Below are 26,494 nucleotides of genomic sequence, written 5' to 3'. Positions count from 1 at the left end.
CCCTTTGTCAAAGGGGGCAAAGGCAAAGGCAAGCCAGAGCTGCGGAAGCCTCAGCCGTTATCCTGCAATGCTAGCTGCATGTCGCGCTGGCGCCTTTTTTCTTCGCGGCTCATCAGGTACCAGGCGATGAAGGCGGCGACCGACACCACTACGATCATGATCGTGGCCAGCGCATTGACCTGCGGGTTGAGTCCACGCCGCGCCGAAGAGAACACCACCATCGGCAAGGTGGTTGAACTCGGGCCGGATACGAAACTCGCGACCACCACGTCGTCCAGCGACAGAGTGAAGGCCAGCAGCCAGCCCGAGACGATGGCAGGAGCGATAATCGGCAGCGTGATCAGGAAGAACACCTTGACCCGATTCGCACCCAGGTCCATCGCCGCTTCCTCCAGCGACTTGTCCAGTTCGGCCATGCGCGAGGACAGCACTACGGTGACGAAGGCGAGCGTGAAGGTCACATGCGCGATCCAGATCGACAGGATGCCGCGCGGAGCGAGTCCCACCAGGTTGCCCAGCGACATGAACATCATCAGGATGGACAGGCCCAGGATCACTTCCGGCATCACCAGCGGGGCGGTGATCAGCGCGCCGAACAGGGTCTTGCCGGGAAAGCGCCGCATGCGCGTCATCACCAGCGCGGCCAGGGTGCCCAGGATCACCGCGGCGGTGGCGGTGAAGAAAGCGATCTTGATGCTGATCCAGGCCGCGCCCAGCATCTGGTCGTTCTCCATCAGCTTGCCGTACCACTTGAGCGAGAAGCCCGACCACACCGTGGCCAGTTTGTTTTCGTTGAACGAATAGAACATCAGCACCAGGATCGGCACGTACAGGAAGCCGAATCCCAGCGCCAGGATCAGCCAGGTCGGCCAGCGCTTGGCGAGGTTGCTCATGTCAGCCTCCCTTCGATCTCGCTCTGCTGCACACGGTTGAAGATCAGGATCGGGATCAGCAGCAGTCCCAGCATCACGATGGCCACGGCCGAAGCGGTGGGCCAGTCGCGGTTGTTGAAGAACTCGTTCCACAGCACGCGCCCGATCATCAAGGTGTCCGGGCCGCCCAGCAATTCCGGAATCACGAACTCGCCCACCGCCGGAATCATCACCAGCATGCAGCCGGCGATGATGCCGGCCTTGGACAGCGGTAGCGTGATCTTGAAGAAGGCCTTCCACGGCTTGGCGCCCAGGTCGTAGGCCGCCTCCAGCAGCCGATGGTCGTGCTTGACCAGATTGGTGTAGAGCGGCAGCACCATGAACGGCAGGTAGCAGTAGACGATGCCGATGTAGGCGGCGGTAGGCGTATTGGAGATCTGCAGGGGTTCGCTGATCAGGTGCAGCTTCATCAGCAGATTATTGAGCAGGCCATTGGGCTTAAGGATGCCGATCCAGGCGTAGACGCGGATCAGGAACGAAGTCCACGAAGGCAGGATCACCAGCATCATGGCGATGTTGCGCGCCGAGGGCGGCAGCCGCGCGATGACGTAGGCCATCGGGTAGCCGATCAGCAACGCCAGGAATGTGGAGATGGCGGCGATCTTGATGGAGCTCAGGTAGGCCTGCACGTATTGCGAATCGGTGAACAGGCCAATGTAGTTGCTGAGGTTCAATTTCAGCGACAGCGCGTTGTCCACGTACTCCAGCACCGGCGTGTACGGGGGCATGGCGATGGCGAGCTTGGAGAACGATATCTTCAGCACGATCAGGAACGGGATGGCGAAAAATACCAATAGCCACAGATACGGAACCGAGATCACCGCCCAGCGCGGGTGCGGGAACACTTTTTTCAGAATGGCGTTCATGAGGTCAGCACCACGCCTTCGTTATCGCCCCATGACACCCAGACTTCGTCGCCCCAGGTCATTCCTTCGCTGGCCCAGCGTTGCTGGTTGGCGAAGTTGGCCATGAATTTATAGCCGCTGGGCAGGCGCACGTGGAATACGGAATGGCTGCCGAAATACGCGATGTCCTCGATCTTGCCGCGTGCCTTGTTGTAACGCTGGTCGGGTTCTTCTTTGCTGATGTGGACCTTCTCCGGACGCACGCCGAACGAGACTTCCTGTCCCTCGAAACCGGAGATGCCGTGACCCACATAGATGGGCGTATCCAACGAGGGCGACAGGATGGTCACGTAGTCGGCCATGTCCTCGTCGACCTTGCCCTGGAACATGTTCACCGAACCGATGAACTCGGCGGCGAAGCGACTGGTGGGGGATTCGTAGATTTCGTCGGGCGTTCCGACCTGGCGGATGCGGCCCGAGTCCATCAGGGCGATGCGCGTGGCCATGGTCATGGCTTCTTCCTGGTCGTGCGTCACCATCACGCAGGTGACGCCGGAGGTCTCGATGATGTTGACCAGCTCCAACTGCATCTGCGAGCGCAGCTTCTTGTCCAGCGCACCCATCGGCTCGTCCAGCAACAGCAGTTTGGGCCCCTTGGCCAGCGAACGCGCCAACGCCACGCGCTGCTGCTGTCCGCCGGACAGCTGGTGCGGCTTGCGCTTGGCCAGCTTTCCCAACTGTACCAGCGCGAGCATTTCGTCGACGCGTTTTTTAATGGCGTCCTTCGACAACCCGTCCTGCTTCAGGCCGAAGGCGATGTTCTGCTCCACGGTCATGTGCGGAAACAGCGCGTAGGACTGGAACATCATGTTGATGGGACGTTCGTACGGCGGCAGGTCGTTCATGATCTGCCCGTCCAGGTAGATCTTGCCCGAGGTGGGTTTCTCGAAACCGCCCAGGCAGCGCAGCAAGGTGGATTTTCCGCAACCCGATCCTCCCAGCAACGCGAAGATCTCTCCCTTGCGTATGCTCAGGTCGGTATCCTCGACCGCGACGAAACCATCGAACTCCTTGCGCACATCGACGATCCGCAGGTAGTCCTCCACGACCTTGGCATTGCCGGCCGTGTTCTTGGTTCCGTTCAACTGTTCGATTGCCATCGTTGTCCCCAGAATGTTCTGCGTAAGAAAAATCAAGCCGACCGTCGAACCTGCTCCGACCTGGGCGAATTGGTCGCCGGAACGATATTTCCCATGGCGCGAGCGACGTACTCCTCTTTCTCGCCGACCGGGGCGACGTAATGAAGCGCATTTCTTGCGGCCTCCTCGCCCTCCAGACGCGCGATGATCCAACCCGCAAGGTATTGCGATGCAAGGCAGCCGCCGGCGGTCGCCACATTCCCTTGTGCGTAGAGCGGCCGATTGATGACCTCGATGCCCGCCTCCTGTACCCAAGGCTTGGTAGTGAGATCCGTACAGGCGGGAACGCCGCCAAGCAAGCCGAGCTTGGCCAGGATCAACGTGCCCGAGCATTGGGCGCCGATCAGCTGACGCGCCGGATCCAGCTTTAACCGGGCCATCAGCTCGGGGGTACCGACGATTTCCCGGGTTCGCATGCCGCTGCCGACAATGACGGCGTCTGCCGTGCAGGCCTCTTCCAGACTCGATTGCGCATGCACGGTTACGCCGTTCATCGAAGTGACCGACGCCGCCGGACATGACAGTGTCACTCGCCAGCCAGGGGTCTTGACGCGATTGAGTATGCCCAATGCGATCAGGGAATCGAGCTCATTGAATCCTTCGAAGGTGAGGATCGCTATGTGCATGGCGGCGTTCTTTCAGATGATCGCTATTGGCGCCCGAAAACGAATCGGGGCAGGCGTGACCGCCTGCCCCGTTCGTGCGTTTACTTGCCGGTCTTCAATTCCGTCCAGATCCGCGTATACAGCTTGTCGACTTCCGGCGGGATGATCGCGAAGGTGAACAGTTTCGCTTCGACCTCCGGCGGCGGATACACGGTCGGGTCGTCGGTGATGCTCTTCTCCATCAGTTCCTTGGCCTTGGGCACGGCATTGGGATAGCTGATGAAGTTGGAGTTGTTGGCCATCACCTGCGGGTCCAGCAGGTTGTTGATGTAGGCGTAGGCTTCGTCCACGTGCTTGGCGTCCTTGGGGATGGCCAGCATGTCGAACCACTGCGGCGCGCCTTCCTTCGGGATGGCGTAGGCGATGTTGACCCCGTTGCCGGCTTCGGCCGCGCGGTCGCGAGCTTGGATGATGTCGCCCGACCAGCCCACCACTAGGCAGATATCGCCGTTGGCCAGCGCGTCGATGTACTGTGAGCTGTGGAAATTGGTGATGTAGGGACGAATGGTCTTCAACAGTGCCGCGGCCTTGTTGATGACCGCCGGATCGGTGCTGTTGGGGTCTTCACCCAGGTAGTTGAGCGTGATCGGGATCAGCTCGGACGGCGTATCCAGTACGGTGACGCCACAGGCCTTGAGCTTGGATATGTTCTCCGGTTTGAAAACGATGTCCAGGCTGTTGGTCAGGTCGGTGTTGCCGAACGCGGCCTTGACCTTGTCCACGTTGTAGCCGATGCCGGTGGTGCCCCACATGTACGGGATCGCGTATTTGTTGCCCGGGTCCTGCGACTCCAGTTTTTTCATTATCGCCGGATCGAGATTGGCGTAGTTCGGGATCTTGGATTTGTCCAGCGGCAGGAACACGCCGGCCTGGATCTGGCGCCCCAGGAAATTCATCGTCGGCACCACCACGTCGTAGCCGCTGGAACCGGCCAGCAGCTTGGTCTCCAGCACTTCGTTGCTGTCGAACACGTCGTAGGTGACCTTGATGCCGGTCTTCTTTTCGAAGTTGGCGTTGGTGTCCTCGGCGATGTAATCGGACCAGTTGTAGACGTTGACGCTCTTGTCGCCTTCGGCGGCCGTGGCGGCCTTGTCGCCGCCCTTGCCTCCGCATGCGGCAAGCATGCACACGGCGATCGTTGCACCCAGCATTCGCAGTTTCATCGCACTCTCCAGATGGCCCGCAAGGGCTAGTTGTTGGCATCTGCGTTCCGCGGAATCGCGGAGCGCCCGTTGTTCCCTTCCCGTTCAAAGCATTGTTGCAAAACCCACTACAAACCCAGCTCTGCCGCGGTCTCGTTCAGCGCCTTCCAGGCCTTCTCGAACAACTCGTCGATCTGGTCCCGGCTGACGATCAGCGGCGGCGACAGCAGCATGGCATCGTAGGTGGCGCGCAGGATAAGCCCGTTGGCCAATGCTCTGTCGCGGCACAGCTGCCCCACTTTACCGCGATCATCGAAGAATGCACGCCGGCCTTTGTCCGGCACCAGCTCCAGCGCGCCGACCATGCCGGCGATGCGCGCTTCGCCGACTAGGCGGTGTTCGCCCAGTTCGGCCCAACGCTGGGCCAGGTACGGAGCGGTGTCGGTCTTGCAGGTTTCGATGATCTTTTCTTCCTGCAGGATACGGATGTTCTCCAATGCCACCGCCGTGCATACCGGGTGCCCCGAATAGGTGCAACCGTGCGCCAGTTCCCCGCCCTGGTCGGCCAGCACGCCGGCGACGCGGTCGTTGAACATGGCCGCGCCCAACGGGATATAGCCGGAGGTGATGCCCTTGGCCAGGGTCATCACGTCGGGCATGAAGCCGAAGTAGTCGGAGGCGAACCATTCGCCCGTGCGGCCGAAGCCGCAGATCACCTCGTCGGCGACCAGCAGCACGTCGTACTTGCGGCAGATGCGTTCTATCTCGGGCCAATAGGTCCTGGGCGGGATATACACACCGATGGCGCCCATGATGGGTTCGCCGATGAAGGCGGCCACGCGGTCGGGACCCAACTCAAGGATCTTGGCTTCCAGCCTGCGCGCAGCGAGCACACCGTATTCGTCGGGATCCAGCTCACCGCCATCGGCGAACCAGAACGGCGGATCGATGTGGTGGATGTCGGGAATCGGCAGCCCGCCCTGTTTATGCATGCCGGCCATGCCGCCCAGGCTGGCGCCGGCCATGGTGGTGCCGTGGTAGCCATTGTGGCGGCCGATGAAGATGCTCTTCTGCGGCTGGTCCTGCACCGCCCAGAAATGCCGCACCAGGCGCAGGATGGTGTCGTTGGCTTCGGAACCGGAGTTGGTGAAGAACGCGTGGTTGAGATCGCCCGGGGTCAGCTCGGCGAGCTTGGCCGCGAGCAGAATGGTGGGCTCGGTGGTGCACTGGAAGAAGCTGTTGTAGTAGGCCAGCTGGGTCATCTGCTTGGATGCCGCTTCTCCCAATTCCTTGCGCCCGTAACCGAGGTTGACGCACCACAGCCCGGCGAAGGCATCCAGCAGTTTGTTGCCTTCGGCATCCCATACGTAAGCGCCCTCACCGCGGGTAAGAATGCGCGTGCCTTTCTTCGCCAGCGCGGCGTTGTCGTTGAACGGATGCAGGTGGTGCGCGGCATCGAGTTGTTGCAGGGTGCGGGTGTCCAGGTGGTCCATTGAGACTCCAGAATTCAATTTTGTAGGAGCTGCGTAAGCTGCGACCCGATCAATTGTCGAAGAAGAGCGGTCGCAGCTTACGCAGCTCCTACAGCGGTGATTAGACGTTCAACAGCAAGAACTCCCGCTCCCACGAACTGATCACGCGGAAGAAGGTCTCGTATTCCTTGCGCTTCACCGACACGTAGGCGCGCACGAAGCGCGACCCCAGCAGTTCCTGCAGCGGCTTGCAGGTTTCCAGCTCGTCCAGCGACTCGCCCAGCGAACGCGGCAGCTCGAAGCCGAGCTCCTGCGCGCTGCTGGCCAGCGGCGCGGTCGCCTTCAAACCTTCGCGCATGCCCAGCAGACCGCACGCCAGCGTTGCCGCCATCGCCAGGTAGGGGTTGGCGTCGGAGCCGGCGAAACGGCTTTCCACGCGCATGTTCTCCGGCGTGTCCATCGGCACGCGCAGGCCGCAGGTGCGGTTGTCGTAGCCCCATTGCACGTTGATGGGCGCAACCTGCCCCAGCGCCAGACGGCGATAGGAATTGACGTTGGGCGCGAAGAACGCCATCGCCATCGGCACGTACTTCTGCAGACCGCCGAGATACTGGCCGAATGTCGGGCTCAGCTTGCCTTCGCTCTTGCCGGTAAAAACGTTGTTGCCCTTCTTGTCCAGCATGCTTTGGTGGATATGCATGGCGCTGCCGGGCTCGTTCTCCATCGGCTTGGCCAGGAAGGTGGCGTAGATGCCATGGCGCATCGCCGCCTCGCGCATGGTGCGCTTGAAGAAGAACACCTGGTCTGCCCGCGACAGCGCATCGGAATGGGTGAAATTGACTTCCAGCTGCGCCGCGCCCGATTCGTGGATCAGCGTGTCCACGTCCAGTTCCATCGCATCGCAGTAGTCGTACATCAGGTCCAGGATGGGATCGAACTCGTTGACCGCATCGATCGAATAGGATTGGCGCGCGGTTTCCGGGCGGCCGGAGCGGCCGGCCGGCGGCAGCAGCGGGAAATCGGGATCGGTATTCTTCTGCACCAGGAAGAATTCGAGCTCCGGCGCCACCACAGGACGCAGACCGGCCTCCTCGTACGCCGCCAGCACGCGCCTGAGCACGTTGCGCGGAGCCAGATCGTGCGGCTTGCCGTCCTTGGTGTAGCAGTCGTGGATCACCTGCGCAGTGGGATCGGTAGCCCAGGGGACCATGCGTACCGTGTCCGGGTCCGGGCGCAGGAACATGTCCGAATCCGAAGGCGAGGTCAGGTCGTAGTAGTCGTCCGGATAATCGCCGGTGACGGTGGTGGCGAAGATGCCTTCCGGCAACCGGGTGCCGTAGTCGTGGGAGAACTTGTCGGCGGGAATGATCTTGCCGCGCGCAATGCCGGTGATGTCGGGCACCAGGCATTCGACCTCGGTGATGCTGCGTTCCTTCAGCCAGCGTCGCAAGGAGCTTTCCGGTTTTTCCGGCACGGTTTTTTTCTGGGCCTGGCGTTGGGTCATAAATTCGCTTCAGTGATTGCGTTGTGCGGCGCGCGCCCGGCAGGCGTCGCCGAATGCCTTGAATATGCCTAGGTAAAACGGGTTTTCGGTGACGCGCCATTCCGGGTGCCACTGCACGCCCAGCAGGAAACCCGGGCCTTCGTGGCGGAATGCTTCGATCAGCCCATCAGGCGCCACGGCCTCCACCTTCAGCCCCTTGCCCAGGCGCGCGACGCCCTGCCCGTGCAGCGAGTTGACGCGCGCCGAGGGCGCACCGGCGATCCCGGCCAGCAAGCCGCCCGGGTTGAGAGTGACGGCATGCACGGGAGCGTATTGCCGTTCCAACGGATCGGCGGGATTCTCGCGATGATCGAGGAATCCGGGCTGCTCCTGCACCTTCTGGTAGAGACTGCCGCCGAAGGCGACGTTCACCTCCTGGAAACCGCGGCACAGCGCCAGCAGCGGGACGCCCATGCTGATCGCCAGCGGCACCAGCGAAAGGGTGGTCGCATCGCGCACGGGGTCGAGCAGATTGCCTTCGTAACTGGGTTCGTCGCTGTAATGATGCGGCTCGATGTTGCTGACCGCGCCGGTCAACAGGATGCCGTCGACCTGTTCCAGCAACTGCTCCAGCGGCAGCGCAGGCCGCAAAGTGGGAAGCAGGACAGGCAGCGCCCCCGCCCCTTCCACCACCGCGCGCACATACTTCTCGCCGACCGCGAGGAAGGGATGTGGACCGATTTCTTTACGGTCGGTGGGAAGGCCGACCAGCGGCAGGCTGGCCATTGGGGGAGGCTCGAAAAAGCTTGCCGCAACTTAACCTGCCTGTTTTATTTTTACAACACCAACTGCCGGATTACCGCTTTTATCCCGATATTGGTGCATTGCGGCACCATTTCAGGACACTTCAGGACATCAACACTATCAAACGCGTTGAGTATTCTTGACAGCGGGATCTCTCTGGTAAGCTGCCGCGAACCGCCCGTGACGCCATCATGACCCGCATCCCAGACACCTCCCTTCCCGATATTTCCCTGCTTGCCTCGGCAGATGCAGCCACCTTGCGGCAGCTGCCCGACTGCGAACTGGTCGACCTGCTGCTGCCCGACATGAACGGCCTGCTGCGCGGCAAGCGCATCACCCGCGATGCACTGGAGAAGGTGTACCAGGAGGGCGTGTGCCTGCCGATGTCGCTGATCGCCACCGACATCACCGGCAACACCGTGGAGGAAACCGGCCTGGGCTACGACATCGGCGATGAAGACCGCATCTGCCGTCCCGTGCCGGGCTCGCTGCGTGCGGTGCCCTGGTCGCCGCGGCCGATGGCGCAATTGCTGCTGTCGATGGAAGATGCCAAAGGCGGCGCTTTCGAGGCCAATCCGCGGGAAGTGCTCAAGCGCGTACTGGAACGTTACACCGCCCGCGGCCTCAAGCCGGTGGTGGCGGTGGAATTGGAGTTCTACCTGTTCGACGCGCATCTGGATGCCGACGGCAAGCCGCGTACGCCGGTCAATCCGGTAACCGGCCGCCGCAGCAACAGCACGCAGGTCTATTACATGGAAGACCTCAACGACTACCGCGGCTTCACCGATGCGGTGTCGGCCGCGTGCAAGGCGCAGGGGATTCCCGCCGATACGGCCGTGGCCGAATACGCGCCGGGCCAGTTCGAGATCAACCTCAAGCATCGTGACGATGCCCTGCTGGCCTGCGACGATGCGGTCATGCTGAAGCGTGCGATCAAAGCCGTAGCCCAGCAGCAGGGCGTGCAGGCCAGTTTCATGGCCAAACCGTTCGCCGAGCAAGCCGGCAATGGCCTGCATATCCATGTCAGCGTGCTGGACGACAAGGGCGACAACATTTTCGCCTCCACTCCGGAAGCACCAGCCGATACCTTGAAACACGCCATCGGCGGCCTGCAACGCAGCGCCAAGGACAGCCTGCTGCTGTTCGCGCCGCACGCCAACAGCTACCGCCGCTTCGTGCTCAACGCCTTCGTGCCGCTCAATGACGCCTGGGGCTACAACAACCGCACCGTGGCCATGCGCATCCCGCACAGCAACGAAGCCAACACGCGCGTCGAGCACCGCATCGCCGGCGCCGACGCCAATGTGTATCTGGTGACCGCGGCAGTGCTGGCGGGGATGCTGCATGGGCTGGAGAACGGTTTCGATCCTGGCGCGCCGGTGGTGGGCAATGCCTACGAGCAGACCGAGATACGCACGCCGTACTGGCGTCAGGCCATTGATGATTTCATGGGTAGCGATTTCATTCGAGAGCAGTTTGGTGAATCGTTCCGGCATATTTATGGGCAGCAGAAGCTGAAGGAAATGCACACGTTCTATACCCAGGTGACTACGCTGGAATACGACTGGTATCTGCGGGCAGTGTAGATAGCTCCCCTTCTCCCCTTGTGGGAGAAGGTGCCCGAAGGGCGGATGAGGGGTACGAGCGAAGCGAGTGCTCCAAGCATCACGCGAAGATCAAAATGGATCCCAGCGTTCGCTGGGATGACGATACGGGAAGTTCATTGATGCGTGCTGTTGGACAATCCTCGTATCCACCCAGCTGGTACGCCGCCAGCGCCGTTCCGCTACCCGAGCAACCGGCGTTACAGGGCGCGATCCAGGCCGACGTGTGCATCCTCGGCGCCGGCTACACGGGACTGTCCGCCGCCTTGGAACTGGCCGAGGCTGGCTACAGCGTCGTAGTGCTGGAAGCCGAACGCATCGGTTGGGGCGCCTCCGGACGCAACGGCGGCCAGGCCATCGCCGGCTTCAGCTGCGGCGAGGCCAAGCTGGAATCGCTGGTGGGTTTCGACGACGCGCGCAGAATGTTCGACCTTTCCCGCGAAGGCCTGCAATGGCTGCGCGACCGCATCCGCAAACACGGCATCGCCTGCGACTGGCGCGATGGCCACGCCACCGTGCCGATCAAGCCGCGGCAGGAGCGCGAAGTGCTGGCCGCGATCGATGAATTCCGCACCCGCTACGACTATCCGGTCGAATGGTGGAGCCGCGAACGCCTGCGCAGCCAGCTCGCCAGCGATCGTTACCTTGGCGCGCTCTACGACCCCAACAGCGGCCACCTGCATCCGCTCGAATATGCGTTGGGCCTGGCCCGCGCCACGATGGCGGCGGGCGTACGCATCTTCGAGCAATCGCGGGTCACGCAACTGGTGCGCGGAACCAGGCCAGTATTCAAGACCGCGGGCGGCGAAGTGCATTGCGACTTTGCGGTCCTGGCCGGCAATGCGCTGCTGCACGGCATCGCGCCCGAGCTGGAATCGCGGATCATGCCGGTCGGCACCTACATCGGCGCTACCGTGCCGCTTGGCGAACAACGCGCAAAGGAACTCATCCGCAACGACATGGCGGTGGCGGACACCAACTGGGCGTTGGACTATTTCAGGCTGAGCCGCGACCACCGCCTGTTGTTCGGCGGCCGTGCCAGCTATTCCACTCTGCCTCCGCCCAACCTCCGGGGCACCATGACCCGGCGCATGCGCAGGGTGTTTCCGCAGCTGGCCGACGTGCAGATCGAGTACGTGTGGGGCGGCTACATCGACATCTCGCTCAACCGCGCGCCGCATTTCGGACGGCTGACGCCCAATATCTACTTCGCGCAGGGGTTTTCCGGACACGGCGTCATCGCTACAGGGCTGGCAGGAAAGTTGATGTCCGAAGCCATACGCGGTCAATCGGAACGGCTGGACCTGTTCGCCAAGATCCCGCACCTGCCCTTCCCCGGCGGCCGCGCCCTGCGCACGCCGATGCTGGTGGCGGCGATGGCCTGGTACAAACTGCGCGACGCGCTGTGGTGATTGCCTTGTAGGGCCGAGCTTGCTCCTCTGCTTTTGGCGCGGAATCAAAAGCAGCCAAGCAAGCTCGGCTCCACAAAGATCATGCCTTCGTACGCGGAGCCAGCAACAACGCGATCAAGGTCAGTGTGGCGGCGGCGGCAAGGTAATAACCCACATGCGAGACGCCGTGCCTGGTCGCCAGATAGGTGGCGATGGAAGGCGTCAGCGACGCGCCCAGGATGCCCGCCAGATTGAAGGCCAGCGATGCACCGGTGTAACGCACCGCAGTGGGAAACATGTCGGCCAGCAGCGTCCCGCACGGTCCATAAGTAAGGCCGGTGACCGTCATGCCGATGATCAGGAACAGCAACACGCCCGCGCCGCTGCCGATGCTGAAAAGCGGCCCGTAGAACAATCCGAACACGATGATCGAGACCGTGGCCAGCACCATCGCCAAACGCCGGCCGTACCGGTCCGCCAGCAGCGCCGACACCGGAATTCCCGCACCGAAGAACAACACGGCGATCATCAGCATCAACAGGAATTGTTCGCGCGTGTAGCCCAGCTGCGCGGTTCCCCAGGACAGGTTGAAAACGGTCATCAGGTAGAACAGGACGAAGGTGGCGACCAGCGCGAACGTCCCGGCGAGCAACGCCCCCGGATGTTCGCGCAGCACGCTCAGCATCGGCAGGCGCACGCGCTCGCCTTTGTCCAGCGTCTTCTGGAAGTCGGGCGTCTCGGCGATGCGCAAACGCACCCACAGGCCCACGAAAACCAGCGCGGCGCTGGACAGGAACGGAATGCGCCAGCCCCAGGCCAGGAACTGCGTGTCGTCCATCAATTCGGTCAGCAGCAGGAAGATGCCGGTCGAGCACAGGAAGCCGAGCGGCGCGCCCAGCTGCGGAAACATGCCGTACCACGCGCGCTTGCCCGGCGGCGCGTTCTCCGTCGCCAGCAGCACCGCCCCGCCCCACTCGCCGCCCAGGCCTAGTCCCTGACCGAAGCGGCAGATCGCCAGCAGGATCGGCGCCGCCACTCCAATACTGGTGTAGGTCGGCAGCAGACCGATGGCGATGGTGGAAAGACCCATGGTCAGCAACGCCGCCACCAGCGTGGCCTTGCGCCCTACCCGGTCGCCGAAGTGGCCGAACAGCGCCGACCCCACCGGCCGCGCGAAGAACGCCAGGGCGAAGGTGATCAGGGATTTGAGGGTAGCGGTGGCCGGGTCGCTTTCGGGGAAGAACAGCTGCGGGAACACGATCACCGCGGCGGTGGCGTAGATGTAGAAATCGAAGAATTCGATGGTGGTGCCGATCAGGCTGGCGAACAGCACTCGACGCGGGGAATTGACAACAGTGGGCGCGGTCATCGTCTACGATCTGGTTAGGCTGGCCGGATTCTGGCAGATTCTCCGGCTATCGGCGCAACCGGACTTCGGGAGGCATGCCGTGGACGAAGACCTAGATCGACTGACCCAGGCGGAGCTGGTAGCGGAGGCGCGTAAATTGCGCGACGCCATCCGCAAGCACCGCGATTCCACCCTTCATGAGCTTTGCTGGCATCACCCGGATCTATGGGGCCTGCTTCCCGAGAAGACCGATCCGCTGCCGGCGGTTCCGGAATGGCCGCAGTTCATGCGCGGCTGCATCCACTACCGGCAGTCGCTTGACCGGGAGTTGCCGGATGCCGGGCGGATCGGCGTCGAGTTCAATAAATCCGGTAAAACCCGGTAGGAGCGACGTAAGTCGCGAAACATCTTGTGCCGAGATTCATTCGCGACTTACGTCGCTCCTACGACGGTCGCCCTCAATCCCAGTCGTCCTTGTAGACGAACTTCGGCATTTCCCAGTGATAGCGGATGGCCAGCATGCGCACCGCAAACCCGGTGACCATCGCGATCACCATGCCCACATCGTGATCCATCCCCACATGCGGGGCGGTCATGTAGATCGCGCCGGCCAATAGCGAGACGCTGGCGTACAGCTCCTTGCGGAACAACAGCGGCACCTGCGTGCAAAGCACATCGCGCAGCACTCCACCGAACGTTCCGGTGATCATCCCGCTGACCAGGATGATCAACCAGTGCAGATGCAGTCCCTTGGCGATATCGCAGCCGACCACGGTGAATACGACCAGCCCGAGCCCATCCAACACGAGAAAACTGGTGCGCAGGCGCTTCATCATCGGCGCCACCAATATGGTGACCAGCGCGGCGGCCAGCACTATCACCAGATAGCTGGGATGCTCGATCCAGCTCAGTGGGTGGCGCCCCAGCAGCACATCGCGCAGCGTACCGCCGCCCAGCGCGGTGACCACGGCGATCACGCATACGCCCAACCAGTCCATCTGCCGCCGGCCCGCCACCAGCGCCGCGCTCATCGCCTCGACCGCGATGCCGATCAGGAAAAGGACGTGTAAAAGCATCTTTTCTCCTTCGCCATCCCGGCGGCGATGCCTGGATCAGCTGCCCAGATTGATCCAGGTCGCCTTGATTTCAGTGTATTTGTCGAACGCATGCAGCGACTTGTCGCGGCCGTTGCCGGACTGCTTGTAGCCGCCGAATGGCGCGGTCATGTCGCCGCCGTCCCAATAGTTCACCCATACGCTGCCCGCGCGCAGTTTGCGCGCGACACGGTGCGCGCGGCTGATGTCCTTCGTCCACACGCCGGCGGCCAAGCCGTATTCGGTGTCGTTGGCCATGCGCAGCGCCTGCTCTTCGGTGTCGAAGGCGATCACCGACAGCACCGGCCCGAAGATCTCTTCGCGTGAAATGGTGTGCTCGTGGGCAACTTCGTCGAACACGGTCGGCTCGATATAGCTGCCACCGGGCACCGTATCGGCGCGCTTGCCGCCCAGCACCAGCCTGGCGCCTTCGGCCACGCCTTTTTCTATGTATCCCAGCACCCGGCTGGTCTGCGTTTCGTCGACCATCGCTCCCATCGGAGCACCCGGCTCGAAAGGATGGCGCGGCTGCATCTTGCGGCCCGCCTCGACCACGCGCGCCACGAATTCGTCCTTGATGGAACGCTCCACCAGCAAACGCGAAGCCGCGGTGCAGACCTCGCCCTGATTGTAGAAGATGCCGCTAGCCGCCGCTTCGGCCGCCTTGTCCAGATCGTGCGCGTCGGCGAACACCAGGTTGGGGCTCTTGCCGCCGCATTCCATGTAGGCGCGCTTGAGGTTGGAGCGCCCTGCGCACTGCAGCAATTGTTTGCCGACCGCGGTGGAACCGGTGAACACCAGGCCGTCGACGTCCATGTGCAGGGCCAGCGGTTCGCCCGCCTCTTTGCCGAAACCGGGCACTACGTTGAAGACGCCCGCTGGGATACCAGCCTCCATCGCGATTTCGGCCAGCCGTATCGCGCTCAATGGAGATTTCTCCGACGGCTTCAACACCACCGAATTGCCCATCGCCAGCGCCGGCGCCAGTTTCCAGGTCGCCATCAGCAGCGGAAAATTCCACGGCACGATGGCGCCGATGACGCCCAGCGGTTCGCGCGTCACCAGTCCCAATTCGTCGGGGCCGGTCGCGGCGACTTCGCCATAGACCTTGTCCAGCGCCTCGCCCGTCCAGGCCATGCAGCGGATCGTCGCCGCCACGTCGACCTGACGCGCGTCGGTGACCGGCTTGCCCATGTCCAGCGATTCCAGCAGCGCTAGCTCGTCGCCGTACTGCTCGATCAGCTGCGCGAACTTCAGCAGCACTTTCTTGCGGTAGGTGGGCTTGGCTTCGGACCATGCGCCGGAATCGAAACTGCGGCGCGCGGCGATGACTGCGCGCTCGATGTCTTCGGCGGCGCATTCGGCCACGCGTCCCAGCGCACGCCCGTCGATGGGGCTGATGCAATCGAAGGTCCTGCCGTCGGCGGCATCGACGTATTTTCCGTCGATGAAGGCCTGGGTACGGATCTTCAATCCGTCGGCGAGTGCTTGCCAGTTGTCGCGGGTGCGGGGGGCGTTCATGGGGCGTGCCTCTGATCAAGTTCAAAAGGTAAGTTACAGGGACAAGTGCGAAGACGCTGTTGCTGTTGCCAAAGATCCCGTGAGGCGCGGCAAGCAGGCCGGGGCAAACCCCGCAGGGGCGGCGCACAAGGATGTGCGCCGTTTCCGGAGGCGCAGGATACGCCTTACGGAAATTCCCCGGCCTGCTTGCGAACCCAACGGCTTTATCGTTGGGCGCGGCGCAGGGCGGCTTTCTTTTGGTTACTTTTCTTTGCCGTTCAAAGAAAAGTGACTCGCGCAACGCGCGAAACGCTTTTGCTTCGAAGGAAGAGCAAAGAACAAGATCAAGAGCACCCCTCCTGCCTCCTCCCCTGCGCTGCGCGCAAGGGAGGAGGCAGGAGCACGAACAACGGCAACAGAATCAACAGCAAGATCAAAATGGATCCCAGCTTGCGCTGGGATGACGACTGCAGGGTTCAGAAGGTGGCTGGGGTATTGGCACTGAAGATCACCGCATCCACTTCGCCGATGTTGCGGAACCGGTGCGGAATTCTGCTCTCGAAATAATAAGCCTCGCCCGCGCGCAGAATGCGCACCTGGTCGCCGACCGTCACTTCCACTTCGCCTTCCACCACCACACCGCCCTCCTCGCCCTCGTGCAACAGCATGCTGTCGCCGGTGTCGGTACCCGGCGGCATCACCTCGCGCAGGATGCACATCTGGCGTTGCGGGCGGTGCTGGCCGACCAGGAAATACTGGATGCCGTTGCTGCCCACGTCCGGCAACTCGTCGGCCGCATAGAAAGGGCTGTCCGGCAGGCCGACTTCCAGATCGAGAGTGAAGAAATCGGCCAGCGAAATGGGAATGCCGTCCAGCACCTTCTTCAACGAACTGACCGAGGGGCTGACCTTGTTCTGTTCGATCAGCGAGATGGTGCTGTTGGTCACGCCCACCCGCTTGGCCAGCTCGCGCTGGCTGAGGTCCTTGGATTTGCGAACCAGCTGCAGGCGCGCGCCGATGTCCATCCCTACCCTTGTCTGTGAATGATGATTGTGACCGCAGTGTTGCCGGATACTTTACACGGCGTGAGGATGGGGTCAATTTTCAGCCCAATTACCTTGCGGTTGTAAAGTTTTTTCAACGCGCTAAGCTGGCGGCCTCTTCTTTCCGCGACCCCACGGAGCCCGCCGAATGAGCGCAGATTCCCGCCCCGACCACGGCGCCTTGGCCGACCATTACGCCGCCCAGGCCATCGCCGCGCCAGCCTCCATGGACGCCTTCTGGATGCCCTTCACCGCCAACAAGCAGTTCAAGGCATCGCCGCGACTGCTGGCCAGCGCTTCGGGCATGTACTACAAGACCGTGGACGGGCGCGAGATCCTCGACGCCACCGCCGGCCTGTGGTGCTGCAATGCAGGACACTCGCGGCCCCGAATCGTGGAAGCGGTGAAGACGCAGATAGAGACCCTGGATTTCGCCCCCAATTTCTCCATGAGCTCGCCGCTGCCGTTCGTGCTGGCCGAGCGACTGGCCGAACTGGCGCCGGGCAACCTCAACCATGTGTTCTATGCCAACTCCGGCTCCGAAGCGGTCGACAGCGCGCTGAAGATGGCCATCGCCTATCACCGCGCACGCGGCGAAGGCCAGCGTACCCGCCTGATCGGGCGCGAGAAGGGCTACCACGGGGTCGGCTTCGGCGGCATCTCGGTCGGCGGCCTGCCAAACAACCGCAAGTGGTTCGGGCTTGGCCTGCCGGGCGTCGATCACCTGCGCCACACCCTGGATATCGGCCGCAACGCCTTCTCGAAAGGGTTGCCCGAATACGGCATCGAACTGGCCGAGGATCTGGAGCGCATGGTCGCGCTGCATGATGCGTCCACCATTGCCGCGGTGATCATCGAACCGATCTCCGGTTCGGCCGGCGTGGTGATTCCGCCGGACGGCTACCTCAAGCGCATCCGCGAGCTCTGCACCAAGCACGGCATCCTGCTGATCTTCGACGAAGTGATCACCGGTTTCGGCCGCGTCGGCAATGCCTTCGCCGCGCAACGCTTCGGTGTGCAGCCGGACATGATCACCGCCGCCAAGGGCATCACCAACGGCTGCGTGCCGATGGGCGTGGTGATGGTGTCCGACGATGTGCACGACGCCTTCACCCAGGGGCCGGACAACGCCATCGACCTGTTCCATGGCTACACCTATTCCGGGCATCCCCTCGCCTGTGCGGCCGCCATCGCAACGCTGGACACTTATGCGGAAGAAAGCCTGTTCGACAAAGCCATCGAACTGGGCGACTACTGGCAGGAAGGCATCCATTCCTTGAAGGGCCTGCCGAATGTGATCGACATCCGCAACTACGGGCTGATCGGTGCGATCGAACTGGCGCCGCGTCCAGGCGCGCCCGGTACGCGCGCCTACGACGCCTTCACCCACGCCTTCCATGAGGGCAGCCTGCTGACGCGCGTTACCGGCGACGTGATCGCCCTGTCCCCGCCCCTGATCCTGGAGAAGTCGCATATCGACGGCATCTTCAGCCGGCTGGCCGATACCCTGCGTGCCACGCAATAAGGGAGGTCCCGCTACAATAGCGGGACCGCAACGCTCTCCTGGCCTTGCGATCCGCAAAGCCAATACTCAGGTGTATCAAATGCCCGCACTCTTCCTGAAAGACAGCAACCAGTTCCTTGCCGAGCTCAGCGACGCCGATCTGGCGCACATGGTCAATTTGATGGAAGAGGAGAGTTCGAAAGACACCGACTACTTCATCGACCTGGGCACGGTAGACCTGCTCAAGTCCGCTGGCGCTTCGGAAGCGGTGACCAGCGCGCTCGAGTCGGCCATCGGCGCCTCCGAAGGCATCGACGTCGTCTGGCGCTGACGCTTCGACGTACCGGGATATCACAGCTCCAAGAATCGGCCCCGGGAGGGCAAACACAATGTTGATCGGCGTCCCCAAGGAAATCAAAAACCACGAATACCGCATCGGCCTGACGCCGGCCGGCGCCCGCGAACTGGTCGCCAACGGCCATAGCGTCATGATCCAGCGCGACGGCGGCAAGGCCATCGGCCTGACCGACGAAATGTACGTGCGCGCGGGCGCGGAGATCGTGGAAAGCGCCGAGGAAATCTTCAAGCGCGCCGACATGATCATCAAGGTCAAAGAGCCGCAGCCGGTGGAATGCGCCATGTTGCGTCCTGGCCAGGTGCTCTACACCTACCTGCATCTGGCGCCCGATCCGGAGCAGACCAAGGCATTGGTGAAATCCCGCGCCACCTGCATCGCCTACGAAACCGTCACCGACCGCAAGGGCGGCCTGCCGCTGCTGGCGCCGATGAGCGAAGTGGCCGGGCGCATGTCGATCCAGGCCGGCGCGCATGCGCTGGAAAAAGCCCAGGGCGGCTCCGGCGTGCTACTGGGCGGCGTGCCGGGCGTGAAGCCGGCCGAAGTGCTGGTGATCGGCGGCGGCGTGGTCGGCATCAACGCCGCGCGCATGGCCATGGGCATGAACGCGCACGTGACCATCCTGGACCGTTCGCTGGACCGCCTGAAGTACCTCGACGAGATTTACGGCGACCGGCTGACCACGATCTATTCCACCCACGACGCCATCGAGGAACGCCTGCCGGACACCGACCTGGTGATCGGCGCGGTGCTGATCCCCGGCGCTGCGGCTCCGAAACTGATCGCGCGCTCGCAGTTGAAGCTGATGCGTCCGGGTTCGGTGCTGGTGGATGTGGCCATCGACCAGGGCGGCTGCTTCGAAACCAGCAAGGCCACCACGCACCAGAACCCGACCTACGAAGTGGACGGCATCGTTCACTACTGCGTGGCCAACATGCCCGGCGGCGTGGCCCGCACTTCGACCTTCGCCCTGACCAACGCCACCCTGCCCTTCGCCGTGCAGCTGGCCAACAAGGGCGCGCGCCAGGCGATGCTGGACGACGAGCATCTGCTCAACGGCCTCAACGTCCACGACGGCAAGATCACCTACAAGGCGGTCGCCGACGATCTTGGTTACGAGTACGTGCCTTCGACCAAGGCGCTGGGCTGATCCACTGTAGGAGCGGGCCCTGCCCGCGACGGGCTTTACAGGTAAAGCTTCGTCGCGGGCAGGGCCCGCTCCTACAGGATGTCAAAGGCGCATCAGGCGCCAGCAACGGTGAATCCGCGCATTCCGCTCGAAATCCGGCGGAATCGTCTGCGCGGTGATGTCCTCGCATTGCGCGAACTCGGCCACCGCTTCGGCGTCCAGCTTGAAGCGCCGGAAGTTGTTGGAAAAGTACAGCACGCCCTCGGTGGTCAGCCGGTCCACGCAGGCGCGCAGCAGGCGCACGTGTTCGCGCTGGATGTCGAAATCGTCAGCGCGCGCGGAGTTGGAGAACGTGGGCGGGTCGCAGAAGATCACGTCGTAGCGGTTCTTTTCCGCTTCCAGCCAGCGTAACGCGTCGGCCTGCACCAGGCGATGCTGGGCGCCGGCAAAACCATTCAACGACAGATTGGTTGCGCACCATTCCAGATAGGTGCCTGACAGATCCACGCTGGTGGTGGAATCCGCGCCGGCCACCGCCGCCTGCACCGAAGCGACACCGGTGTAACAGAACAGGTTGAGGAAACGCTTGCCGCGCGCTTCCGCCGCCATGTGCCGGCGCAGCGGGCGATGATCCAGGAACAGCCCGGTGTCCAGGTAATCGAACAGATTCACTTGCAGCAGCGCGCCGCTCTCGCGCACCTGCAGCAGCTCGCCACGTTGCTCCAATCTTCCGTACTTGCTGCCGCCCTTGCCGCGCTCGCGCGATTTCATCGCCACCTGCTCGGCCGGCACAGCGAACACCTCGCGCGCCGCAGCCAGCAGTTCGTTGCGGCGGCGGCGCACGTCGGCCTCGGGAATCTCTTCCGGCGCCGCGTATTCCTGCACGTGCAGGAAGGTACGCATATCGCCTTGCGCTTCCCTGTACACATCGATGGCTGCCGCATATTCGGGCAGGTCCGCATCGTAGACGCGGAAACAGCTCACTTCTTCGCGCGAAGCCCAGGACTTCAGCTTGCGCAGATTCTTGCGCAGGCGGTTGGCGACCATCAACGCACCTTCGGAAAGTTCTCGCGGCGCGCTGCTTTCTTGCTTCGGCGGGCCGACCGGATCGCAGACGATCAATGCGCATTCGATGGCGCCGTTGAAGATCTGGTATTTCTTGCTGGCGCGCAGGCCGGTTGCGTACGCCAGTTCGGCATTGCCGCACAGCAGGCTGGCGCGCCATTGCGGCACGGTGCGCCTGAGCGCGTCGCCGAGCTTGCGGTACAGCGCGCTGTCGGCCGCCAGGCGCTCGTCGTACGGCGGATTGCAGACCACGGTGCCGCGTTCGAACGGCGGCGCCTGCAGATCGCCCACCTCGCGCGTGCCGAACCAGATGTCGTCGGCCACTCCCGCCACTTCGGCGTTCTCGCGCGCGGCGCGGATCGCATGCGGATCGATATCGCTGCCGAACATCGCCTGCTTCAGCGACGACCTGCCCTTCTCTTCGCGTTGCTTCGCTTCTTCGACCAGCCGCTTCCAGCCCTCGGTATCGAATCCGAGCCAGCGGCTGGGCAGGTTGCGTCCGTGCCGCTGCAATCCAGGGGCGACATCGGCCGCCATCAGCGCGCCTTCGATCAACAAGGTGCCGCTGCCGCACATCGGATCGAGCAAGGCCCCGCCTTCGTGGTAGGTCTTCGGCCAGCCGCCGCGCATCAGCACGGCGGCGGCCAGATTCTCCTTCAAGGGAGCATCGTTCTGCACATTGCGCCAACCGCGGCGATGCATCGGCCCGCCGCCCAGATCGATGGAAATGGTGGCCCGGCCCTTGCGCAGCGACAGGTTGATGCGCACGTCAGGGTTATCCACATCCACTGACGGGCGCTCCTGGCCCTGCGCACGCAGCGTATCGACCACCGCGTCCTTGACCCTCTGCGCGGCATAGCGCGCATGGGTGATGGCATCGCCGGAGACGTGCGCATCCACCGACAACGTGTGATCGGAGCGCAGGTGCTCCTGCCAGGGAATGGCCGCAACGCCGTCGTACAGCGCCAGCTCGTTCAAGCATTCGAACTCGGCGATCGGCCAAAGCACGCGGCTGGCCAGCCGCGACCACAGCACCGCGCGCTGGGCGTCCATCAACTCGCCTTCAGTATTGGCGCCGGAGACGGTGGCGGTGGCTTTTCCCACACCCAGCGACAGTAGCTCATCGACGAGCAGGTATTCCAGGCCTTTGCCGCAGGAAACGAAGAATTTCAAATCAACCTCGGGTTAATGAATCGTCGTCCCCGCGAAGGCGGGGATCCAGTGACTTTCGCCATCGAGAGCAAAGTCTCTTGGTTCCCGCCTTCGCGGGAACGACGGCGTTAGGAATGCAAGCTCCGCAACAAAGCAGAAAACGCTTCCGCAGAAGCCTCCACATGCTCCGACAACCGATGCGTATCGTCCACCAGCAACAAGCGCGCGCGGCGCGCATGCGCCCAGTCGGTTACTTGTTGTGCGGGAATCAGTTCATCGTCCCAGCCGTGGATGATCGAAGTCGGCACGACTGCGGCGTCCAGGTTTTCCAGATGTCCCATTGTGGTCGGCGGCGCCATCAAGAATAGAGCGACGATCGGCACTTCCAACGATACCCGCGCGGAGATGTAAGCGCCCAGGCTGGAACCGGCCAATACCAGCGGCCCGCGCTGCGCTGCTTCGGTGGCCAGCGCGAGCAGATGCGTCTGCCGCGCTTCCACGTCGCCGAGTTCGCTGAGGTCGCGCCGCGCATCGAAACCGGTGTAGTCCGGACGCTCATGGGTCCAGCCCAGGCGTTCGGCGGCGATAGCCAGCGCGGCGACCTTGGTGGCGTCCGGGCCGCTTTCGAAGCCGTGCGAAAGAATGCAGTGGCCCGGACCGGCGGAGAATCGGCTCACAACGCAACCACTTCGTCGCCCACGCGGAAATTCCCACCGGACACGATGCGCGCGCAAAGTCCGCCCATGCCGCGCATGGCGTTGTAACCGCCCGCACCCAAGGCGGTTTCCATGCGCGAGCACGGGTCGCAGGATTCGGTACCTTCCAGCACTACCTCGCCGATACGGAACCGGCGATCCTTCAACGCGATCAACGGAATGCCGGACACCACCACGTTCCGCCGCAGCAAGACGGGCTCGACGCCGCGCCCGGCCAGCGCCGCGATGGCCGGCAAGTGCTCGGCCTGGATCAAAGTGATGCCGCGCTTGCCGCTGCCGCCTTTGTAACGGTCGCCGCGCAGTCCACCTTCGGCGATCGCTTCGACCGACTCGACCGGGTTCATCCGCTCGTCGCGCGCCGGGCGCAGGCCTATCCATTGCACCGTGCCGACCTGCGGCAGGGTGGCCATGAGCTTGGCGAGCTCGGAATCGGGATTGAGGGGCATCGGCGTATTCCTGCGGCGGACAGACTCCGCGCGAACCGTCAGTTTACTTGACCGCGCCTGCCCGGGCCGCGGCAGCGGATTCTGTCTCGCGGGTCGGGTGCTAGCATTCCGGGCATGCCCCCCGACCCGCCACCCGTGATCCTGTCGCCCCTGCCCTACGAACCGCTGCTGGACGAACGTCCACGCAACCGGATCGACCTGGTGGTGATCCATTGCACCGAACTGCCCGACCTGGCCACGGCGCGCAGTTTCGGCGAACAGGTGCTGTACGACTCCGGCACCGGCAACAGCGGCCACTACTACATCGACCGCGACGGCAGCGTGCACCAGTACATTGCGGTGGAACGCGTCGCCCACCATGTGCGCGGCTACAACCCGCGTGCCATCGGCATCGAACTGGTCAACACCGGCCGCTATCCGGACTGGCTGGCGGCCGGCAGCCAGTCGATGCAGGAGGCCTATACGGAGCAACAAATCATTGCGTTGGTGGTCTTGCTGGGCTACCTGCAGCAAGAACTGCCTTCGCTGAAGTTCATCGCCGGCCACGAGGAACTGGATACCACCGAAATTCCCGCCAGCGATGACGAACAGCTCCTGGTCCGTCGCAAGCTGGATCCCGGGCCGCTATTTCCATGGGATCGGGTGATGCAGGCAACCAACCTCGAGCGCCTACGGCCAGACCACCTGTAGGAACGGGCCCTGCCCGCGACGGGCTTCACAGGTAATGCTTCGTCGCGGGCAGGGCCCGCTCCTACAGGGGTTTATCGCCGCCCCGGTATAATTTACTGAAATCGCACTCACCGGAATTCCCTTGTCCCCCAGCCCCGAACCCGTCGTCAGCGAACTGATCGAGCTGCTCTCGCTGGAGCGGCTGGAAGACAACCTGTTCCGCGGCCAGAGCCGCGATATCGGCACCAAGTACGTGTTCGGCGGCCAGGTGCTGGGCCAGGCGCTGTCCGCGGCGCAAGCCACGGTGGAAGACGGCGGCGGCCGCATGGCCCATTCGCTGCATGCCTACTTCCTGCGCGCCGGCGACGTGGACCATCCCATCGTCTACGACGTGGACCGTACCCGCGACGGCGGCAGTTTTTCGGTGCGCCGGGTGACCGCGATCCAGCACGGCAAGGTGATCTTCTTCTGCGCCGCCTCCTTCCAGGGCGAAGAGCCCGAAGCCCAGCAGCACCAGCTGTCGATGCCCGAAGTGCCGCGGCCCGAAGACATCGAGCCGGCCCCGGCCGTTCCCGCCGAAGTGATGGCGACGCTGCCGCCCAAGGTGCAACGCTGGCTGTCGCGGCGCGGTCCGTTCGAATTCCGCCATGTGTACCCGCGCGACGAACTCAACCCGCCCAAGCGGCCGCCGTTCCAGCAGGTCTGGTTCCGCCTCAGCGAGCCGGTGGGCGATGCGCCGGAACTGCACCACGCGCTGCTCGCCTACGCCTCCGATTTCCAACTGCTGGGCACGGCCAACTACCCGCACGGCATCAGCTACTACCAGCCCAACGTGCAGATGGCTTCGTTGGACCACGCGCTGTGGTTCCACCGTCCGTTCCGCGCCGACGACTGGCTGCTGTATTCCATCGACAGCCCCAGCGCGCAGAACTCGCGAGGTCTGGCGCGCGGGCAGATCTTCACCCGCGACGGCAAGCTGGTGGCCAGCACCGCGCAGGAAGGGCTGATCCGCGTGGTGCCCGACCGCGGCGCCGCGGCGCTGGTCCCGGCCAAGGAATAGCCATGCGTCAGGTCTTCACCAGTCTGCGGGTCGAAACCGTCGAAGGCGTAGCCAAACTGCTGGAAGAAGCCGGCATAGAGGTCTACTTGGCCAACGGGCGTTCCTACCACAGCAAGCGCGGCGGCCAGTTCAGCTATGCCGAGCCGATGAAGCTCAAGCAGCAGCCCAGCGTCTGGGTGAAACGCGCCGAGGACCAGCCGCGTGCGCGAGAGATCCTGCGTGCGGCCGGCCTGCTGGCGACTACGCGTCCGGCCCAAGGGGAACCGCTGGTTTTTGCGGGCGCCGAGGCCGGCGACGAACCGACCAAGCGTCCGCTGGCCTGGCGTATCCGCATCGCTCTGCTCATAGCGGTGGCGATCGCAGTCCTGGTGACGCTCACGCGCCATCGCGGCGCGCAGGAAGCGTCGCAACCTGCTGCGCAAGCTCCCGCGCCAGCTCAGCCTGCCGTTGAGCCCGCGCCAGCAGTGGAAGACGAAACCATACGCGTGCAGATTCCAAATCAACCCGCTGATCCGGCCAAGAAATAGCGGGTGGGAGCGGCGTCCCGCCGCGAGCTTTTAGTGACTGCAGAGAGCAAGAGCTCGCGGCGGGACGCCGCTCCCACATCGTGTCATTTCATTTGGTCACATCGGCGCTCTGGCGGCGTCGTGGTAAAGCCGATCCTATTGCGGAAACCCGTATGAACGCCGAAGCCCTCGACCTGATGTTGCGCCGCGACCTGCCCGCCGCCGCGCGCGGCGATCAGACCGCCTATGGCCGCATCGTCGTCGCCTGCCAGAACACGGTGACCGCCATCGCCCTGGCCATCACCCGCGATGTGGCCGCCAGCGAGGACATCGCCCAGGAAGCGTTCCTGAAGGCGTGGCAGCAGTTGGACCGGCTCAACAACTCCGCCAGCTTTCTGCCCTGGTTGCGCCAGATCACCCGCAACCTGGCGCGCGACCACCTGCGTGCCAACCGCAACCGGCCGCTGTCGGGCGAAGGCGCGGAGATCGCGATCCAGATGGCCGCCGATCCGTCGCCCACTCCCAGCGAGCGACTGTTGCAGACCGAGCAGGAAATCGTCGCCGCCGACCTCATCTCCAGCCTGCCCGAGGAAAGCCGCGAAACCTTGCTTCTCTATTACCGCGAAGGCCAGAGTTCGCAGCAGGTCGCTTCCTTGCTGGGCCTGAGCGATGCGGCAGTCCGCAAACGCCTGTCGCGCGCGCGCAGCAACGTGCGCGAAGAAATGCTCAAGCGCTTCGGCGAGTTCGCGCGCACCACCGCGCCGAGCGCCGCTTTCGCCGTAGCGGTGAGCGGCGCGCTGATGGTGGCCGCCCCCGGCGCCAGCGCCGCCGCGCTCATCGGCGCCAGTGCGGTGGGTTCGGGAGCGGGAAAACTGGGAGCGGGCGGACTCGGCGCCTCGGCCGTCAACGGCGGAGTCGCGCTCGGCGCTTGGGGCACGATGTTCGGCGGGCAACTGCATGTCGTACTGGCCGCGTTGGCAGGCGGCATGCTGGGCGGCTATCTGGGAGGACTGTTCCTGTTGCGCTTTGCCGATACCGCCGACGAACGCAGACAGATCCGCGGTTTTATTTTCATGAACACCGCGACGGCCGCAGTCTTCAGTATCGGCGTCTTGATACTGGTCGGCATCACCCACCACCGGCTGCCGATACTGATTTATGCGCTGGCCGGCATGGCGGTCATCAACTACCAGTGCCTGGTGCCACTGCAGCGGATCATGAAGCCGCTGCTGGCACGCGATAACGCCCGGCGTGGCCGCACCGGCACCAACTGGGCTTACGAAAGCATGTACGGCCGCACCGGTGTGCTCATCGCCAACATGAGCGTGGCCCTGGCGATAGGCTGGGCGCTGCTGAATTAGACAAGAAGA

Annotated in this window: 25 protein-coding genes; 10 read left to right on the top strand and 15 right to left on the bottom strand. The window is 63.5% G+C overall.

Annotated features, from left to right (window positions below; genetic code table 11):
* Window positions 1-50 precede the first annotated feature (50 nt).
* The 8 genes from BLR66_RS00260 to BLR66_RS00225 all read right to left on the bottom strand — a co-directional run bounded on the left by BLR66_RS00260 (window position 51) and on the right by BLR66_RS00225 (window position 8,524).
* Entirely contained in the window at window positions 51-893 is an 843-nt protein-coding gene (locus BLR66_RS00260; protein ID WP_093279656.1) for an ABC transporter permease subunit, read from the bottom strand.
* Window positions 890-1,798 (bottom strand): ABC transporter permease subunit, encoded by a 909-nt coding sequence (locus BLR66_RS00255; protein WP_093279655.1) that lies wholly within the window; start codon window positions 1,796-1,798, stop codon window positions 890-892. The genes BLR66_RS00260 and BLR66_RS00255 overlap by 4 nt, the downstream gene beginning before the upstream one ends.
* Entirely contained in the window at window positions 1,795-2,937 is a 1,143-nt protein-coding gene (gene potA / locus BLR66_RS00250; RefSeq protein ID WP_093279654.1) for an ABC transporter ATP-binding protein, read from the bottom strand. The genes BLR66_RS00255 and potA overlap by 4 nt, the downstream gene beginning before the upstream one ends.
* A 32-nt stretch (window positions 2,938-2,969) precedes the next feature.
* Window positions 2,970-3,602: a DJ-1/PfpI family protein gene (locus BLR66_RS00245; RefSeq protein ID WP_093279653.1), complete on the bottom strand. Its 633-nt coding sequence runs from the start codon at window positions 3,600-3,602 to the stop codon at window positions 2,970-2,972.
* 80 nt (window positions 3,603-3,682) lie between these two features.
* Entirely contained in the window at window positions 3,683-4,804 is a 1,122-nt protein-coding gene (locus BLR66_RS00240) for a polyamine ABC transporter substrate-binding protein (protein ID WP_093279652.1), read from the bottom strand.
* Window positions 4,805-4,911: 107 nt separating this feature from the next.
* Window positions 4,912-6,276 carry an aspartate aminotransferase family protein gene (locus BLR66_RS00235; RefSeq protein WP_093279651.1) on the bottom strand — a complete coding sequence of 455 codons (1,365 nt, stop codon included), beginning with the start codon at window positions 6,274-6,276 and terminating at the stop codon, window positions 4,912-4,914.
* A gap of 100 nt (window positions 6,277-6,376) precedes the next feature.
* A complete protein-coding gene (locus BLR66_RS00230) occupies window positions 6,377-7,759 on the bottom strand; it encodes a glutamine synthetase family protein (protein ID WP_093279650.1) in 1,383 nt (460 codons plus the stop codon).
* A gap of 9 nt (window positions 7,760-7,768) precedes the next feature.
* Window positions 7,769-8,524 (bottom strand): gamma-glutamyl-gamma-aminobutyrate hydrolase family protein, encoded by a 756-nt coding sequence (locus BLR66_RS00225; RefSeq protein WP_093279649.1) that lies wholly within the window; start codon window positions 8,522-8,524, stop codon window positions 7,769-7,771.
* 209 nt (window positions 8,525-8,733) lie between these two features.
* Here BLR66_RS00225 and BLR66_RS00220 point away from each other — a divergent pair, with 209 nt between their 5' ends.
* Both BLR66_RS00220 and BLR66_RS00215 read left to right on the top strand, forming a co-directional pair.
* The gene (locus BLR66_RS00220; RefSeq protein ID WP_093279648.1) at window positions 8,734-10,128 is read left to right on the top strand and encodes a glutamine synthetase family protein; all 1,395 of its coding nucleotides are present in this window, start codon (window positions 8,734-8,736) and stop codon (window positions 10,126-10,128) included.
* Between the two features lie 140 nt (window positions 10,129-10,268).
* Window positions 10,269-11,558: an NAD(P)/FAD-dependent oxidoreductase gene (locus tag BLR66_RS00215; protein WP_093279647.1), complete on the top strand. Its 1,290-nt coding sequence runs from the start codon at window positions 10,269-10,271 to the stop codon at window positions 11,556-11,558.
* A 79-nt stretch (window positions 11,559-11,637) separates the two neighbouring features.
* Here BLR66_RS00215 and BLR66_RS00210 read toward each other — a convergent pair whose 3' ends face one another.
* Window positions 11,638-12,906: an MFS transporter gene (locus BLR66_RS00210; RefSeq protein WP_093279646.1), complete on the bottom strand. Its 1,269-nt coding sequence runs from the start codon at window positions 12,904-12,906 to the stop codon at window positions 11,638-11,640.
* Between BLR66_RS00210 and BLR66_RS00205 the strand changes: the two genes are divergently transcribed.
* Window positions 12,893-13,270, top strand: coding sequence for a hypothetical protein (locus BLR66_RS00205; RefSeq protein WP_255402250.1), 378 nt, complete (start codon window positions 12,893-12,895; stop codon window positions 13,268-13,270). The two genes, BLR66_RS00210 and BLR66_RS00205, sit on opposite strands and share 14 nt — an antisense overlap.
* 73 nt (window positions 13,271-13,343) lie before the next feature.
* Here BLR66_RS00205 and BLR66_RS00200 read toward each other — a convergent pair whose 3' ends face one another.
* From BLR66_RS00200 to BLR66_RS00190, 3 genes are all read right to left on the bottom strand, one after another.
* Complete coding sequence (locus BLR66_RS00200; protein ID WP_093279645.1) at window positions 13,344-13,961, bottom strand: trimeric intracellular cation channel family protein; 618 nt, start codon at window positions 13,959-13,961, stop codon at window positions 13,344-13,346.
* 36 nt (window positions 13,962-13,997) lie between these two features.
* A complete protein-coding gene (locus tag BLR66_RS00195) occupies window positions 13,998-15,500 on the bottom strand; it encodes an aldehyde dehydrogenase (RefSeq protein ID WP_093279644.1) in 1,503 nt (500 codons plus the stop codon).
* 455 nt (window positions 15,501-15,955) lie between these two features.
* Complete coding sequence (locus tag BLR66_RS00190; protein ID WP_093279643.1) at window positions 15,956-16,504, bottom strand: cupin domain-containing protein; 549 nt, start codon at window positions 16,502-16,504, stop codon at window positions 15,956-15,958.
* A gap of 166 nt (window positions 16,505-16,670) precedes the next feature.
* On the opposite strand from BLR66_RS00190, the gene BLR66_RS00185 reads away from it, so the two are divergent.
* From BLR66_RS00185 to ald, 3 genes are all read left to right on the top strand, one after another.
* Window positions 16,671-18,047, top strand: a complete 1,377-nt coding sequence (locus tag BLR66_RS00185; RefSeq protein WP_093279642.1) for an omega-aminotransferase AptA — start codon at window positions 16,671-16,673, stop codon at window positions 18,045-18,047.
* Between the two features lie 79 nt (window positions 18,048-18,126).
* Window positions 18,127-18,357, top strand: a complete 231-nt coding sequence (locus BLR66_RS00180) for a hypothetical protein (protein WP_093279641.1) — start codon at window positions 18,127-18,129, stop codon at window positions 18,355-18,357.
* 58 nt (window positions 18,358-18,415) lie between these two features.
* Entirely contained in the window at window positions 18,416-19,531 is a 1,116-nt protein-coding gene (gene ald, locus BLR66_RS00175) for an alanine dehydrogenase (RefSeq protein ID WP_093279640.1), read from the top strand.
* A gap of 81 nt (window positions 19,532-19,612) precedes the next feature.
* Here the strand turns inward: ald and rlmKL are convergent, their stop codons facing one another.
* The 3 genes from rlmKL to BLR66_RS00160 form a co-directional block, all read right to left on the bottom strand.
* Window positions 19,613-21,748: a bifunctional 23S rRNA (guanine(2069)-N(7))-methyltransferase RlmK/23S rRNA (guanine(2445)-N(2))-methyltransferase RlmL gene (rlmKL, locus tag BLR66_RS00170; RefSeq protein WP_093279639.1), complete on the bottom strand. Its 2,136-nt coding sequence runs from the start codon at window positions 21,746-21,748 to the stop codon at window positions 19,613-19,615.
* Between the two features lie 107 nt (window positions 21,749-21,855).
* On the bottom strand, window positions 21,856-22,404 hold the full coding sequence (locus BLR66_RS00165) for an alpha/beta hydrolase (protein ID WP_093279638.1): 549 nt from the start codon (window positions 22,402-22,404) through the stop codon (window positions 21,856-21,858).
* Window positions 22,401-22,889 carry an MOSC domain-containing protein gene (locus BLR66_RS00160; protein WP_093279637.1) on the bottom strand — a complete coding sequence of 163 codons (489 nt, stop codon included), beginning with the start codon at window positions 22,887-22,889 and terminating at the stop codon, window positions 22,401-22,403. The genes BLR66_RS00165 and BLR66_RS00160 overlap by 4 nt, the downstream gene beginning before the upstream one ends.
* A 114-nt stretch (window positions 22,890-23,003) precedes the next feature.
* Here BLR66_RS00160 and BLR66_RS00155 point away from each other — a divergent pair, with 114 nt between their 5' ends.
* From BLR66_RS00155 to BLR66_RS00140, 4 genes are all read left to right on the top strand, one after another.
* The gene (locus BLR66_RS00155) at window positions 23,004-23,579 is read left to right on the top strand and encodes an N-acetylmuramoyl-L-alanine amidase (protein ID WP_093279636.1); all 576 of its coding nucleotides are present in this window, start codon (window positions 23,004-23,006) and stop codon (window positions 23,577-23,579) included.
* Window positions 23,580-23,700: 121 nt separating this feature from the next.
* Complete coding sequence (gene tesB, locus BLR66_RS00150; protein WP_093279635.1) at window positions 23,701-24,618, top strand: acyl-CoA thioesterase II; 918 nt, start codon at window positions 23,701-23,703, stop codon at window positions 24,616-24,618.
* Between the two features lie 2 nt (window positions 24,619-24,620).
* Window positions 24,621-25,145 (top strand): putative signal transducing protein, encoded by a 525-nt coding sequence (locus BLR66_RS00145; RefSeq protein WP_093279634.1) that lies wholly within the window; start codon window positions 24,621-24,623, stop codon window positions 25,143-25,145.
* A gap of 152 nt (window positions 25,146-25,297) precedes the next feature.
* Window positions 25,298-26,485 carry an RNA polymerase sigma factor gene (locus BLR66_RS00140; protein WP_093279633.1) on the top strand — a complete coding sequence of 396 codons (1,188 nt, stop codon included), beginning with the start codon at window positions 25,298-25,300 and terminating at the stop codon, window positions 26,483-26,485.
* Window positions 26,486-26,494 lie beyond the last annotated feature (9 nt).

The sequence above is a fragment of the Pseudoxanthomonas sp. CF125 genome (genome assembly GCF_900104085.1).
Lineage (GTDB): Bacteria > Pseudomonadota > Gammaproteobacteria > Xanthomonadales > Xanthomonadaceae > Pseudoxanthomonas_A.
Note: the sequence above shows the minus strand (reverse complement) of the source record. Positions and strands in the feature narration are given on the sequence as shown.

What these genes read in the sequence shown, in the direction of transcription:
- BLR66_RS00145 (WP_093279634.1), top strand. Translation starts at nt 24,621, where the DNA reads ATGCGTCAGGTCTTCACCAGTCTGCGGGTCGAAACCGTCGAAGGCGTA.
- BLR66_RS00140 (WP_093279633.1), top strand. Translation starts at nt 25,298, where the DNA reads ATGAACGCCGAAGCCCTCGACCTGATGTTGCGCCGCGACCTGCCCGCC.
- BLR66_RS00240 (WP_093279652.1), bottom strand. Translation starts at nt 4,804, where the DNA reads ATGAAACTGCGAATGCTGGGTGCAACGATCGCCGTGTGCATGCTTGCC.
- BLR66_RS00210 (WP_093279646.1), bottom strand. Translation starts at nt 12,906, where the DNA reads ATGACCGCGCCCACTGTTGTCAATTCCCCGCGTCGAGTGCTGTTCGCC.
- BLR66_RS00190 (WP_093279643.1), bottom strand. Translation starts at nt 16,504, where the DNA reads ATGGACATCGGCGCGCGCCTGCAGCTGGTTCGCAAATCCAAGGACCTC.
- ald (WP_093279640.1), top strand. Translation starts at nt 18,416, where the DNA reads ATGTTGATCGGCGTCCCCAAGGAAATCAAAAACCACGAATACCGCATC.
- BLR66_RS00225 (WP_093279649.1), bottom strand. Translation starts at nt 8,524, where the DNA reads ATGGCCAGCCTGCCGCTGGTCGGCCTTCCCACCGACCGTAAAGAAATC.
- BLR66_RS00180 (WP_093279641.1), top strand. Translation starts at nt 18,127, where the DNA reads ATGCCCGCACTCTTCCTGAAAGACAGCAACCAGTTCCTTGCCGAGCTC.
- BLR66_RS00200 (WP_093279645.1), bottom strand. Translation starts at nt 13,961, where the DNA reads ATGCTTTTACACGTCCTTTTCCTGATCGGCATCGCGGTCGAGGCGATG.
- BLR66_RS00185 (WP_093279642.1), top strand. Translation starts at nt 16,671, where the DNA reads ATGAGCGCAGATTCCCGCCCCGACCACGGCGCCTTGGCCGACCATTAC.
- BLR66_RS00230 (WP_093279650.1), bottom strand. Translation starts at nt 7,759, where the DNA reads ATGACCCAACGCCAGGCCCAGAAAAAAACCGTGCCGGAAAAACCGGAA.
- BLR66_RS00220 (WP_093279648.1), top strand. Translation starts at nt 8,734, where the DNA reads ATGACCCGCATCCCAGACACCTCCCTTCCCGATATTTCCCTGCTTGCC.
- BLR66_RS00215 (WP_093279647.1), top strand. Translation starts at nt 10,269, where the DNA reads ATGCGTGCTGTTGGACAATCCTCGTATCCACCCAGCTGGTACGCCGCC.
- BLR66_RS00255 (WP_093279655.1), bottom strand. Translation starts at nt 1,798, where the DNA reads ATGAACGCCATTCTGAAAAAAGTGTTCCCGCACCCGCGCTGGGCGGTG.
- BLR66_RS00245 (WP_093279653.1), bottom strand. Translation starts at nt 3,602, where the DNA reads ATGCACATAGCGATCCTCACCTTCGAAGGATTCAATGAGCTCGATTCC.
- BLR66_RS00160 (WP_093279637.1), bottom strand. Translation starts at nt 22,889, where the DNA reads ATGCCCCTCAATCCCGATTCCGAGCTCGCCAAGCTCATGGCCACCCTG.
- BLR66_RS00235 (WP_093279651.1), bottom strand. Translation starts at nt 6,276, where the DNA reads ATGGACCACCTGGACACCCGCACCCTGCAACAACTCGATGCCGCGCAC.
- BLR66_RS00260 (WP_093279656.1), bottom strand. Translation starts at nt 893, where the DNA reads ATGAGCAACCTCGCCAAGCGCTGGCCGACCTGGCTGATCCTGGCGCTG.
- potA (WP_093279654.1), bottom strand. Translation starts at nt 2,937, where the DNA reads ATGGCAATCGAACAGTTGAACGGAACCAAGAACACGGCCGGCAATGCC.
- BLR66_RS00155 (WP_093279636.1), top strand. Translation starts at nt 23,004, where the DNA reads ATGCCCCCCGACCCGCCACCCGTGATCCTGTCGCCCCTGCCCTACGAA.
- BLR66_RS00195 (WP_093279644.1), bottom strand. Translation starts at nt 15,500, where the DNA reads ATGAACGCCCCCCGCACCCGCGACAACTGGCAAGCACTCGCCGACGGA.